This window comes from Cellvibrio zantedeschiae (assembly GCF_014652535.1).
In the GTDB taxonomy this organism is placed as follows: Bacteria; Pseudomonadota; Gammaproteobacteria; order Pseudomonadales; family Cellvibrionaceae; genus Cellvibrio; species Cellvibrio zantedeschiae.
Window position 1 is genome coordinate 1,039,320 of record NZ_BMYZ01000001.1, and the last position, 12,256, is coordinate 1,051,575.

General features: G+C 47.1%; 12 protein-coding genes. 4 read left to right on the top strand and 8 right to left on the bottom strand.

Features of this window, described 5'->3' with window-relative positions; translation table 11 throughout:
* Positions 1–79 precede the first annotated feature (79 nt).
* The 6 genes from IE104_RS04605 to IE104_RS04630 all read right to left on the bottom strand — a co-directional run bounded on the left by IE104_RS04605 (position 80) and on the right by IE104_RS04630 (position 6,826).
* Positions 80–922, bottom strand: coding sequence for a CorC family transporter (locus IE104_RS04605; protein WP_189416362.1), 843 nt, complete (start codon positions 920–922; stop codon positions 80–82).
* A gap of 63 nt (positions 923–985) precedes the next feature.
* Positions 986–1,453 carry an rRNA maturation RNase YbeY gene (gene ybeY / locus IE104_RS04610; RefSeq protein ID WP_189416363.1) on the bottom strand — a complete coding sequence of 156 codons (468 nt, stop codon included), beginning with the start codon at positions 1,451–1,453 and terminating at the stop codon, positions 986–988.
* 2 nt (positions 1,454–1,455) lie between these two features.
* Positions 1,456–2,529, bottom strand: coding sequence for a PhoH family protein (locus IE104_RS04615; RefSeq protein ID WP_373298458.1), 1,074 nt, complete (start codon positions 2,527–2,529; stop codon positions 1,456–1,458).
* A gap of 132 nt (positions 2,530–2,661) precedes the next feature.
* Positions 2,662–4,038: a tRNA (N6-isopentenyl adenosine(37)-C2)-methylthiotransferase MiaB gene (gene miaB / locus IE104_RS04620; protein ID WP_189416364.1), complete on the bottom strand. Its 1,377-nt coding sequence runs from the start codon at positions 4,036–4,038 to the stop codon at positions 2,662–2,664.
* 85 nt (positions 4,039–4,123) lie between these two features.
* A complete protein-coding gene (locus tag IE104_RS04625) occupies positions 4,124–5,836 on the bottom strand; it encodes a cation:proton antiporter domain-containing protein (protein WP_189416365.1) in 1,713 nt (570 codons plus the stop codon).
* 126 nt (positions 5,837–5,962) lie between these two features.
* Entirely contained in the window at positions 5,963–6,826 is an 864-nt protein-coding gene (locus tag IE104_RS04630) for an RluA family pseudouridine synthase (protein WP_189416366.1), read from the bottom strand.
* A gap of 41 nt (positions 6,827–6,867) precedes the next feature.
* On the opposite strand from IE104_RS04630, the gene IE104_RS04635 reads away from it, so the two are divergent.
* The 3 genes from IE104_RS04635 (at position 6,868) to IE104_RS04645 (ending at position 9,356) form a co-directional block, all read left to right on the top strand.
* Entirely contained in the window at positions 6,868–7,407 is a 540-nt protein-coding gene (locus IE104_RS04635) for a YaeQ family protein (RefSeq protein ID WP_189416367.1), read from the top strand.
* The gene (trxA, locus tag IE104_RS04640) at positions 7,407–8,255 is read left to right on the top strand and encodes a thioredoxin (RefSeq protein WP_189416368.1); all 849 of its coding nucleotides are present in this window, start codon (positions 7,407–7,409) and stop codon (positions 8,253–8,255) included. The genes IE104_RS04635 and trxA overlap by 1 nt, the downstream gene beginning before the upstream one ends.
* Positions 8,256–8,399: 144 nt before the next feature.
* Complete coding sequence (locus tag IE104_RS04645; protein ID WP_189416369.1) at positions 8,400–9,356, top strand: DUF4380 domain-containing protein; 957 nt, start codon at positions 8,400–8,402, stop codon at positions 9,354–9,356.
* Between the two features lie 120 nt (positions 9,357–9,476).
* On the opposite strand, the gene ylqF is transcribed toward IE104_RS04645, so the two are convergent.
* A complete protein-coding gene (gene ylqF / locus IE104_RS04650) occupies positions 9,477–10,415 on the bottom strand; it encodes a ribosome biogenesis GTPase YlqF (RefSeq protein WP_189416370.1) in 939 nt (312 codons plus the stop codon).
* 129 nt (positions 10,416–10,544) lie between these two features.
* Positions 10,545–10,868: a hypothetical protein gene (locus IE104_RS04655; protein WP_189416371.1), complete on the bottom strand. Its 324-nt coding sequence runs from the start codon at positions 10,866–10,868 to the stop codon at positions 10,545–10,547.
* Positions 10,869–11,003: 135 nt separating this feature from the next.
* Here IE104_RS04655 and IE104_RS04660 point away from each other — a divergent pair, with 135 nt between their 5' ends.
* A complete protein-coding gene (locus tag IE104_RS04660) occupies positions 11,004–12,197 on the top strand; it encodes a sugar efflux transporter (RefSeq protein WP_189416372.1) in 1,194 nt (397 codons plus the stop codon).
* Positions 12,198–12,256: the final 59 nt, after the last annotated feature.

A 12,256-nucleotide genomic window follows, 5' to 3' on the forward strand; every position in this document is an offset into this window, starting at 1 on the left:
GTATTTTCCGGTTATCTCAAACTGCAGTAAAAACTTTATTAATGTTTTTGATTTGCTACAAGTTCAAGATAATTGGAGTTTATAAAACCGTCAAACGCAATAAATGGATTTGGCGGTTATCGGAATAGAGCACGCGGAATTGGAAATTTTCAATCACGGCGACTTCATTGCGCTTTGGGATATGCCCAAATTCTTGCATTAAAATTCCGCCAATGGTATCGAAATCTTCGTTGCTCAATTCGGCTTTGAAATGCTCATTAAATTCTTCGATAGGAGTGAGCGCTTTGATAATGAAATCACTGTCGCTCATACGTTTAATGTAATTATCGTTTTCTTCTTCGTCAGTTTCGTCTTCAATTTCGCCAACGATTTCTTCCAGAATATCTTCAATAGTTAGCAAGCCAGAAATACCGCCGTATTCGTCCATCACCAGCGCCATGTGGTAGCGGTTTTCGCGGAACTCACGCAACAACACATTTACGCGTTTACTTTCCGGCACAATATTGGCGGTGCGCAAAATACTTTCGAGATTAAAATTTTCTGTTCCATTTAAGGCGAGGGGCAACAAATCTTTGGCGAGCAAAATGCCTTTAATATCATCCAGCGTTTCGCCAATCACAGGAAAGCGCGAGTGGCCCGATTCAATCACTTGCGGTAGAAAATCCTGTGGGGAATCATCAAGGCGAATGGCAGTAATTTGCGAGCGGGGCACCATGATTTCGCGCGCTTGCAGCGAGGAAACATCCAGCGCACCTTCGATGATGCTAAGTGCATCCTGGTCGAGCAGTTTGTTATCAGCCGCATCTTTAATGATTTCTAAAAGCTCGTCGCGCGAGCGCGGTTCATCACTGAATGCGTGCAGCAATTTATCCAGCCAGGATTTTTCATGTTTTTCTGTGTGGCTGCTGTAGTCTTCCGACATTTTGGTTCTACCTGATTTAAAAATGTGTTCGTGGAGCAATGATCACTTATTAGAAAATAAAGCTTAACTTTCGATTGTTTCAGTATAAGGCGCGGGAAATTTCAATTGGGTAATCAAACGTGTTTCCAGCGCTTCCATTACATCCGCTTCATCGTCTTCAATATGGTCGTAACCGAGCAAATGCAAGGTGCCGTGCACCAGCATGTGCGCCCAATGTGCGTCCAGGGTTTTGCCTTGCTCTTGCGCTTCGCGTTCAACCACGGGTGCGCACACCACCAAATCACCCAGCAAGGGTACGCCCACTTCGTCGGGAATATCAGCAGGAAACGAAAGCACATTGGTAGGTTTGTCTTTTTCGCGGTATTGAAAATTAAGTTCCTGGCTTTCTTGTTCGTCCACAATATAAACGCTTACTTCGGCTTCATTGAGTTCGTCGCTTTGCAAAGCGGCACTGATCCAAAGTTCAATTTTTTCAATGCTGGGAATTTTTGTGCTGGAGCTATTCACTTCAACATCAATTCGGTACGACATGATTAGCTCGCCTGATTATTATTTGGATTGGATTTTTCGAAGGCTTCATATGCTTCAACAATGCGCTGCACAATAGGGTGGCGCACCACATCTTTGGATGTGAAATGGGTAAAGCTGATGCCGGGAATATTATCCAAAACTTCAATAGCATGACGCAGGCCAGATGCTTGTCCGCGCGGTAAATCGATTTGGGTTGGGTCGCCAGTAATAATCGCTGTAGTACCAAAACCGATGCGCGTTAAAAACATTTTCATTTGTTCGCGCGTAGTGTTCTGGCTTTCATCCAAAATCACAAAAGAATTATTGAGTGTGCGGCCACGCATAAACGCGAGTGGAGCAACTTCAATAACGCCGCGCTCCATTAATTTTCCAACCGTATCAAAGCCCAACATTTCGAATAGAGCGTCGTATAAGGGGCGTAAATAAGGGTCGACTTTCTGCGCGAGATCACCCGGCAAAAAACCTAACTTTTCACCGGCTTCTACTGCCGGGCGCACCAGCAAAATGCGTTCGATTTGGTCTTTCAACAGTGCTTCAACCGCACAGGCAACCGCGAGGTAAGTTTTGCCAGTACCGGCCGGGCCAATACCGAAATTAATATCGTTACTTTGCACTGCGCGCACATAATTCAGCTGATTGCCGCCACGCGGTTTAATCGTACATTTTTTAGTGCGGATCAGGGTTACGCCGTTAGATTCAGTTGCATCAAGCTCAAGTTCACGAGCGTTTTCAAACGGGGTGTTCAATTTTTCCATAAGGGCTTCAATACCGGAGGTTTGCAGGGCGAGATGAATTTCGTCGGGCGTTAATTCTGTAGATGCCGTTTCGGCATAGAGATGGCGTAAAAGTTCAGCCGCTGTGCTGGCAGGCGTGGAGGCGCCGAGCAGGACAAATTCGTTGCCGCGGTTACGGATTTCAATTCCAAAGTGCTTTTCAATCTGGTGCAGGTGTTGACCAAGAAGGCCACAGAGATTGGCAAGGCGACGGCTGTCATTAGGTTCCAGCGTTAACTGGACGGGTTTGGCAGTAGTCTCGTTAGGGCTACCCTGTCCAGAGCTGCTTATGGGGCTGTTCAAAGTGTTCGATAAACTCGTGTGGCTGGGATAAACCAAGACTAAACCATAACGCCGAGCGGATAAAGCAAAAAAATGGTAATGCGAGCGTGAATGGCAGCTAAACAGGCGCTTGGCTGCCGACTTTTCATTTATTTACTTAATCCAGTCCTCATCCAACTCAGAGGCAATCAATACCCCGCGCAGGGAGTTAGTCAGCGCTTCTTCAATCACTATATCGGCAAACTTACCAATCAGGTCAGTGTTGTCGGCACGGAAGTTAACGACGCGATTATTTTCGGTACGCCCTGAAAGTTGGCCAGGATCTTTCTTCGAGTAGCCAGTTACCAGAATACGCTCGGTATTACCTACCATGCGGCGGCTAATAGCCATGGCCTGCTGAATCAAGCGATCTTGCAGGATCTTTAAACGCATTTTCTTGGTTTCTTCATCAGTGTCGTCGGGTAAATCCGCCGCTGGCGTGCCTGGGCGTGGGCTGTAGACGAAACTGTAGGATGTATCGAAATCCATCTCCTGGATCAACTTCATAGTTGCTTCAAAATCAGCCTCTGTTTCACCAGGGAAGCCGATGATAAAGTCAGATGAGAAGCTGATGTTAGGACGGTTTTTCTTGATTTTGCGCAGCTTGGATTTGTATTCCAAGACTGTGTGGCCGCGTTTCATGGCCATCAAAATACGGTCAGATCCGCTTTGAACCGGCAGGTGAAGATGGCTTACAAGTTCGGGCACGTCGTTGTAAACATCAATCAAGGCATCAGTAAACTCAACAGGATGCGAGGTAGTGAAGCGGATGCGGTCGATACCATCAATAGCGGCTACGCAGGTGATCAGTTCCGCCAAATCCATTACCGTACCATCGCCATTATCACCGCGGAAGGCGTTTACGTTTTGGCCGAGCAGATTAACTTCGCGTACGCCTTGTTTGGCAAGGTGGGCGATTTCAGTGAGTACGTCAGCAACGGGGCGGCTAACTTCTTCGCCGCGTGTATAAGGCACAACGCAGAAAGTACAGTATTTGGAGCAGCCTTCCATAATCGACACGAAAGCGCTTACGCCATCTGCGTCAGGCTGCGGTAAGCGATCAAATTTTTCCACCTCAGGAAAGCTGATATCCACCACGACCGCACCGTTAGCACGTTTGGTTTCCATCATCTCTGGCAGGCGGTGCAAGGTTTGCGGGCCGAAAATTAAATCCACGTGCGGGGCGCGCTTGGCAATAGCTTCGCCTTCCTGACTTGCCACGCAGCCGCCAACGCCAATGACCAGTTCCGGATTTTTCTTCTTGAGCGTTTTCCAGCGGCCAAGCTCGTGGAACAAGCGCTCTTGCGCCTTTTCACGAATAGAACAGGTGTTGATCAGGATTACGTCTGCATCTTCCGGATCTTCGGTGGCCACCATGTTGTGGGATTCGCCCAGCAAATCACGCATGCGCGACGAATCGTACTCGTTCATCTGGCAACCGTGAGTTTTGATATAAAGCTTTTTGGTGGGTTTTTCGATGGTGGTGGACATGAAACGCGCCTGCTTAAAAACTATACAAAAAAGAGGCGCGCATTATAGGGCACTTGGCTCGGGAAGCCTATAGATTCAACTCGCTTTAATGATGTTCCACTTTGCCCATACGGGCCAGAACGTGGTTTGCCATTCCTTCTGCAAGTTGCTTTTCGCTGAGGAAGATTTTACCTATTTGCTCCTTCTCCCAGAGTTTCGCCTCTTCCTCGTTATGGGTGCGAATAATGGTTTCGATGTTGGGATTAAGTTTGCGCGCAATTTCAATCATATTGCGCACGTGAAATGTATTTGACGTTGCCGCAACTAACAAGCTCGCGTGGGTGATGTGAGCCTGGATAAGCACATCGGCATCGGCGGCATCACCACAAACGGCAGGAATATTTTCGGCACGCAATCTTTCGACAATCTCCCGATTGGTCTCGACAACCACGAATGGAATCTTGCTCTCGGTGAGGGTTTGGGCAATTCGCTTGCCGACTCGTCCGTAACCGACCAGGACCACCTGACCTGAAAGATAGGATTCATGGGTGGTGTCGGGTAATACCGCTAGTGGATCGGTGCGTGAGGCGAGTGTGCGAGCGAGTTCGGAATGTTTGCCAATCCATTTTTGCAGGGGGTTGATGGCACCGAAAAGTAGCGAGTTGAGTGCAATCGACGCCAGGGCTCCCGCCAAAATCAAGTTTTGGGTTTTGGTGTCCATCAAGCCCAAATCAATGCTCAGTCCCGCGAGAATAAAGGAGAACTCACCAATTTGGGCAAGGCTGGCCCCCACCACCAGAGCGGTATTCAAGGGGTAGCGGAAGGCTAATACCAGGGCAACTGCTACGAGGGTTTTGCCGAACATGATGATGCCGATAACCGCTAGTACCTTGAGCGGCTCCTCCACCAGAATATGCGGATCGAACAGCATGCCAACGGATACGAAAAACAATACGGCAAAGGCATCGCGCAGGGGTAGGGAATCCTCGGCCGCTCGGTGGCTAAACTCGGATTCGCGCAACATCATGCCTGCGAAAAACGCACCCAGGGCGAAGGAAACGTCAAACAACATAGCCGAACCATAGGCAACGCCTACTGCGGTAGCTATAACGCACAGACTGAAGAGTTCGCGCGAACCTGTACCAGCCACTGCCCATAGTAATTTGGGTAGCAGCCGCTTGCCGACGATTAACATAAAGGCGATGAATGCTGCGACCTTACCGAAAGTAATCGCGAGGGTTACACCTAAACTGTGTTCGCTGGTGTGATGTAGGTCTGCGGCGCTCTGTCCCCCTAAAAGCCCGGCTAGAGGAGGCAAAAGTACTAGTACCAACACCATAACCAGATCTTCAACTACCAGCCAACCCACGGCGATACGCCCGTTAATGCTGTCCAGAACACCGCGCGCTTCCAGGGCTTTCAGGAGCACCACGGTGCTGGCGACCGAAAGTGCCAGGCCGAAGACCAGCGCTTCGCCAAAGGTTAAATCCCAGAAAATACCGGCAACAGCACCCATGAGGGTGGCTAACAAAATTTGTGCGAGTGCGCCAGGAATGGCGATGCGTTTTACAGACAGGAGATCGGCAACAGAAAAGTGAAGCCCCACGCCAAACATTAACAACATGACGCCAATTTCGGCTAACTGACTGGCGAGCCCGACATCCGCCACAAAACCGGGCGTCGTGGGAGCGGCGATTATGCCTGCGACTAAATAGCCCACCAAGGGGGGCATACGCAGGCGGGCTGCAAGAAAACCCAGGATCATGGCCAAGCCCAGACCCGCGGCTATGGTAGTAATCAGACTGATGTTGTGCGGCATTTTCAACCCATTCTGTTCGCTGTAGTCAGCGCACTATAGGGGGCAAAAATGACGGGACGCAATCTTTTATATCACTAAAAACATTTTTTAACTTTTTATCGCCTGCTAAAAACTGGAACGATGCAGTCAGGTTTCGGCAGAAAATTGCAGTTCTTTTGCCAGTTCGACCAGAAGATTCTGTCCGGTAAAGGGGCAAGTAAATTCCAACCGATAAGCCAATAATTGCAAACCGCATTTTGCTTTGGTGCCGTACAATTTATCGCCGATGATCGGGTGACCTATATTGGCCAAGTGGCGGCGGATTTGATGTTTGCGACCGGTTTCAATATGCACATCTAGCAATGTGCCCTTAGCGGTTAGGCCGATTTTTTTGATGTGGGTAATGGCGGATTTGCCGTCTAATTCATAGGTGAGTGTCATGCCTTGCGCAGGTAGTTCGCAGTCATCCACCACCCAGGCTTGATAATATTTCTTGATGTCGCGGCCCTGAAAAAGCACCGATAATTTTCCAGCGCTTTGACTGTCGTGAGCGATAATCATAAGACCGGCTGCATCTGCATCCAAACGATGCACTAAAAAACAATCGCGTTTGCTTTTGCCGATTTGATAATCGCCATTCACTTCAACCCAACGTAAAATGCTACAGTGATCGCCCCATTGGGACCCTTGTGCAAGCATACCTGCAGGTTTGTACCAGATGCTGTAATGTTTGGCATCGTGAATTAACGTGGCGTTTTCAGGTTTGCGCGCAAGCACTTGTTCGTCATAAAAGAATTGAATGACTGAACCTTTAAGCAACACTTTAGTGGCGCGGCGCAACCGCAAGGTTTTGCCTTTTAGCGTCCACCAAACTGCGCCTTTATTCATTGCATCTTTAATGCGTTGCTTGGAAAGGCCAGTTCCCTCCGCTAATAAATCCAACGCAGTTTGCTCGGGTTTGGTTACGGTGAATTCGTATTTTTGCGGTATTTCGAAGGCGCTGTCGGTCATTGAAAATATCAGTCAGTAATTAACATCAAGTGAGAAAAATTGTGGCAGAAAAGCCAACCATTCATAAGTTAAACCTTACCTTGTCCAATATGGATAGCAATGTCTATGGTGATTACAATCTAACCATCGCATTGCATCCGTCAGAAACCATTGAACGTATGATGGTGCGTATTCTAGCCTTTTGTTATCGCGCTGCGGAAAATTTAACCTTTACTCGCGGTTTGTCCGCAACGGAAGAGCCTGAATTGTGGCTAAAACACGACAACGGCACCATTTTAGAGTGGATAGAAGTTGGGCAGCCAGCACCAGATCGGCTTAAAAAAGGCTGCAGCCAATCAGTTGCTGTTAAAGTTTTTAGTTATGGACGTGGCCTTGAAGTGTGGTGGAAAACTAACGCAGCGGCGATTAAGTCTTTACCCAAAGTTACCATTAATTATTTTGATGCCGACGAACTACAAGCTCTATGTGCGCTCGCCGATAAAACCATGAGTTTGACGGTGACGATTACAGAAAATATCGCTTACGTTGCTAATGCCACCGATAATGTTGCCGTGACCTTGCATGAGATGGATGCACTCTAATGAACGTTGTTGAAATTAATTTGGAAAATGCCCAACAGTATTTGATTGAAGAATCATTTGCTCGTCCTGTGTTAATTGATTTTTGGGCAGATTGGTGCGCACCTTGTAAAAGTTTAATGCCGATTTTGGAAAAGCTCGCTAATGAATATGCGGGTGCGTTTTTATTGGCAAAGGTAAATGCTGATGAAATGAATATGATTTCATCGCAATTTGGTGTGCGCAGTTTGCCAACGGTTATGTTGATGAAAGATGGCCAGCCCATTGATGGTTTTGCCGGCGCATTGCCCGAAAAGCAGGTGCGTGAGTTGCTTGAAAAACATTTGCCAAAGCCTTGGGAAAAGTTTGTCAATGAGGCGCAGGCGTTCATCATGAGCGGAGATTTTAATTCGGCTTTGCCGCTATTGCGCCAAGCATACGAAGACTCTCAACAAGACGCTGCGATAGCTTGTCTGCTAGCGCAATGCCATTTGGAATTAAACCGTCTTGACAATGCAGAAGCGATTTTGGCTTCAGTAAAAATGGCGGATCAGGATGCACATTACGAACAATTAAAAGCGCAAATAGAATTAAAAAAGCAAGCTGCTAAAACACCTGAGCTGGTGGCGCTTGAGGCCGCTCATGCGAATGAGCCAAACAACTTACAGATTGCTTATGAATTAGCCATTCAATATCACGCTGAAGCAACACATCGCCCGGCGCTGGAGTTATTGATAGAAATCCTGCGCAAAGAGCGGAATTTTGGCGAAGGTGCTGCGAAAAAGACATTTATGGATATATTGGCGGCTTTAGGCAAGGGCGATCCGCTCGCCATTGAGTTTCAACGCAAATTATTTACGTTGCTTTACTAGTTTTCGCAGGGCGATAAATAGTTAAGTGTATTAAACCTCGGTAAACTACCACTTTGTTGGATGCGCGATTGGTTTGGACCTATTCCGCTCCATTAGGGCCTGGATAAACTGCTTCCAGAGTCTCATTAGTTTTTTGAGGGTTAAATGAAGTTATTCTGCCAATTAATTGTGCTTTTGGCCTTAGGTTGCCTGCTGTCAGCATGCGACTCTCGCAAAAGTGCAGTTAACTCCAGCGAGTTGCCCGCATTTGTTGCACAAAAAGGTAACGTATATACCATTACTCAGGGGCAAACTCGTCTTGATATCAACGCCGGCATTGGGGGACGAATCAGTTCCTTAAAAGTGGACGGTGTAGAGATGCTGCTAACTGCAGATAAAGCGGGCAACACCATTTGGGGCAGCACTTTTTGGTCTAGTCCACAAAGTGAATGGAGTTGGCCACCTATAGATGTGCTCGATGCCGCTCCTTATAGTCTCAGCGTAGTTGATGATCGCATTGTATTTACCAGCAAAACAGATCCTGGCACGGGATACCAGTTTATTAAAAGCTACGGCATAAACGCTGAAAAAAAATGCATCAGTATTATCTATTCCATTTATAACAAATCCAATGTTGAAAAAAATGTGGCGGGTTGGGAAGTTACTCGTTTTCGTCCCACAGGCATGACTTTCTTTCCGCAAGGTAACACTGAAAGTAATAGTGGAATTTTTTATCCCCTGGTGGTTGAACATATGGGAGATATAACCTGGGCAAATTATCGCCCTGAACATATTTTGCAAAATCATCACAAACTGATGACAGATGGCAAAGAAGGTTGGGTTGCTTATGCCAATGCAGGAAAAATTTTAGTTAAAGAATTTGCCGATGTTCCGGTTGAATTAATTGTGGCTGGTGAAGGCGAGATAGAATTGTTCGCCAACGTTGAAAAAACCTTTTGGGAAGTAGACCAGCAAGGTGTGATGACTAAATTAGCGCCCGGCGAACATTTGGATTGGGAAGTAAGATGGCATACACGCAGCTTGCCCGCATCTGTACCCGCAACATTAGGTAGCGAAGAATTGGTTAATTTTGTGCGTGGAGTTTTAAACGGCACGCATTAAGCAAATAAAATCTAATCGATAGTAATAAAACAAAAAAGCCGTACTCAAGTACGGCTTTTTTGTTTGTAAATCTTCATTTGCATCTTCGAAATTTCTTGAATAGAAAATGAAGAGGTAGAGCTAGCGACGATTCTTGCGCGTTTTTAAGCGTCGAATGCGATCAGCTTCTTCTTTTTCTTTGGCCTTAATTTCGTCTGCAATTTTTGCGTCAATGACTTCTTGTGTTGTTATCTCCGGTGTTTCGAAGGTGATTCTACCCAACAAGCCGGTGCGTATTTCATTGATTAAGAGTGAAGATACTTTTTGGATATCCACACCGCCACCTTTACTGGTGCAGCCACGTTTAACACCAATGGCTTCGAGCAATTCAATATCGCTTTCCGGCAGCGATTCTAATTTGTAGCGCTCTTTTAATGATTCGGGGTAGGCCTTTAATAGATATTCGGCTGCGTAGAGTGCAATATCGGCATAATCAAAAACTGTATCTTTAATCGCTCCAGTAATTGCTAAACGATAGCCGCAGGAGGGCGGTGTTAATTTCGGCCACAAAAATCCGGGCGTATCGGTTAGCAAAAATCCATTGTCCAATTTAATTTTTTGTTGCGATTTGGTGATGCCCGCCTCATTGCCGGTTTTTGCTACCACGCGACCAACCAGTGTATTGATCAGCGTGGATTTACCCACATTGGGAATTCCCATAATCATGGCGCGGGCAGGGTGGATAGAAGCATTTTTTTCTGGTGCGAGCGATTCGCACATTTGCAGCAGTTGACGAATTTGCTCGGGGTTTTGCTGGCTTACGGGCAGGGCTTTTACGCCCTGGGTTTTCTCTAATTCCGCAATCCACAGTTCGGTAATTGCAGGGTCGGCCAAATCAGCTTTGTTTAATAATTTAATGCACGGCGTTGTGCCGCGCAAAGCAGGCACCAAAGGGTTTTCGCTGGAAAAGGGCACGCGTGCATCCAGCATTTCGATAATGACATCCACATGGGGCATAACTTCCGCAATTTCTTTGCGGGCTTTGTGCATGTGGCCTGGGAACCAATTGATGACTGACATAAATTCTCTGTGATAAATGTTTGTTGCTGCAGTAATTACTAAAATAACTTTCGAAGTTCATCGTCATCCCCGCTACGCGAGGATGACGACTCCCATTTTTAATGCGGTGCAGTATGTTTAAGTAATAAATTAAATCTGACTAACTTTTTCCGCTGGATCAAAGTGATGCAAAATCAAATAACCTTGTGGCAGTGTTTCATCTTCATAAGCGGCAATGGAAATGGGTGAAATTGTTTTTGCATATTCAACGTGCGAATAAAGTGCTGCTTGTAAATCCTGCCAGAGCTTTTTTGGGAATTCGGTAAAAAAAGTGTAGGTTAGGTAAGTTTTGCCTTTCTCGCTAAACTCATCGATTTCAGGTGCGCGGCCTACCGCGCGCACCTGCGTTAAAAACGCGGTGCGATCAAAATCGGCTAAAAATTCTGGCTGGATTTGGATGCTGATGGATTGCATGATAAGACTCAAGCTAATCGCTCCGGGAGTGTTGGGAAAAGTAAAACCCGCCCGAGTCGATGTTGGAAAAAATAAATTTCGGCTATTCTAGCGCAACTCCTTTAGTTCTACTCGTTTCATTTCCTGGTTGATCCCGTGTCTCCACTATTTCGCCCCCTTGCGCTTGGTATCTACACCTTATTCCTGCTCGCCGGTGTTGTCTGCGCCCTAGTCTTGCCGACGCTCAGCTTGTTTCTGGCTAAAGAAATTGGCGTTCGTCCGTTTCTGGTAGGTGTGCCTTTTGCGGGTATTGCATTGACCAGTATGTTGTACAACCAGGTGATTGGTGGATGGTCGGATAAGTTATCTGATCGCCGCCCGCTTATTGCTGGTTTCTGTTTGGTTGGGGCAGTGGTGTGTGCTTTGCTCGCTTATTCGCGCAATTACTGGATTGTGGCGAGTGTGGTGATTCTGCTATTGAGCTTGGCGCTGGTGTCTTTCTCCCAAATGCTGGCTTACAGCCTGGATTACGCCGAGCGCAATGTTCCGGCTGAACGCGTTCCCCTGTTTAACGCCATAGTGCGTGCACAAATTGCTATTGCCTGGGTTGCCGGGCCGCCAGCAGGCTTCTTGCTGGCAAGCTATTTCGGCTTTACCACCATGTACCTGATTGCGGCGGGGATGTTTGTCTTTATCGGGGTGATGACCTTAAGGCTCTTGCCACATTTGGATTCCCATCCCCATCACCTGGACCATATTGAGAAGGCAGATGTCTTGCCCCTGACTACAGGGCAAAAGCGCGCTTTGCTTCTAAGCGTTATCGGCTTTTCGCTCATGTGGGGCGCCAATAATGCTTATCTCATCAGCTTGCCGCTGCATTTGAAGGACGGTTTGGGAATAGGTACTGAATATGTCGGTTGGATCATGGGCACCTGCGCGGGGCTGGAGATTCCGTTCATGTTGTTAGCCGGGCATTATGCGGCGCGTGTGAATATCATGAACCTGGTGAAGCTAGCAGGCTTGGCGGCCTTGGTTCTTTACATGGGCGTATATTTCGCCAGCGCGCTTTGGCAATTCTTCGCGTTGCAGATATTTAACGCCATGTTTATAGGTATTTTGGCTGGCTTAGGGGTATCAGTGATTCAGGATTTGATGCCGGGGCGTTCGGGTGCAGCATCGGCGCTCTATACCAATACCTCGCATATGGGTAATCTAATCAGCAGTTTGTTGGTGGCCGTGGTGGCGGATGTTTATGGCTATCACCAAGTGTTTGTGGTGAATTTGTTGATCATCGCGCTGGCAATTTTGGCGTTTGGGCGAGTCCGAGTAAAAAACGAAGGGAAGCTTTAAAAATGTTTGCGAGGCAGACAGCGCAAGGAAAAAACACACGAAAGAGCGGAGTTTATATT

What these genes read in the sequence shown, in the direction of transcription:
- IE104_RS04605 (WP_189416362.1), bottom strand. Translation starts at nt 922, where the DNA reads ATGTCGGAAGACTACAGCAGCCACACAGAAAAACATGAAAAATCCTGG.
- ybeY (WP_189416363.1), bottom strand. Translation starts at nt 1,453, where the DNA reads ATGTCGTACCGAATTGATGTTGAAGTGAATAGCTCCAGCACAAAAATT.
- miaB (WP_189416364.1), bottom strand. Translation starts at nt 4,038, where the DNA reads ATGTCCACCACCATCGAAAAACCCACCAAAAAGCTTTATATCAAAACT.
- IE104_RS04625 (WP_189416365.1), bottom strand. Translation starts at nt 5,836, where the DNA reads ATGCCGCACAACATCAGTCTGATTACTACCATAGCCGCGGGTCTGGGC.
- IE104_RS04630 (WP_189416366.1), bottom strand. Translation starts at nt 6,826, where the DNA reads ATGACCGACAGCGCCTTCGAAATACCGCAAAAATACGAATTCACCGTA.
- trxA (WP_189416368.1), top strand. Translation starts at nt 7,407, where the DNA reads ATGAACGTTGTTGAAATTAATTTGGAAAATGCCCAACAGTATTTGATT.
- IE104_RS04645 (WP_189416369.1), top strand. Translation starts at nt 8,400, where the DNA reads ATGAAGTTATTCTGCCAATTAATTGTGCTTTTGGCCTTAGGTTGCCTG.
- ylqF (WP_189416370.1), bottom strand. Translation starts at nt 10,415, where the DNA reads ATGTCAGTCATCAATTGGTTCCCAGGCCACATGCACAAAGCCCGCAAA.
- IE104_RS04655 (WP_189416371.1), bottom strand. Translation starts at nt 10,868, where the DNA reads ATGCAATCCATCAGCATCCAAATCCAGCCAGAATTTTTAGCCGATTTT.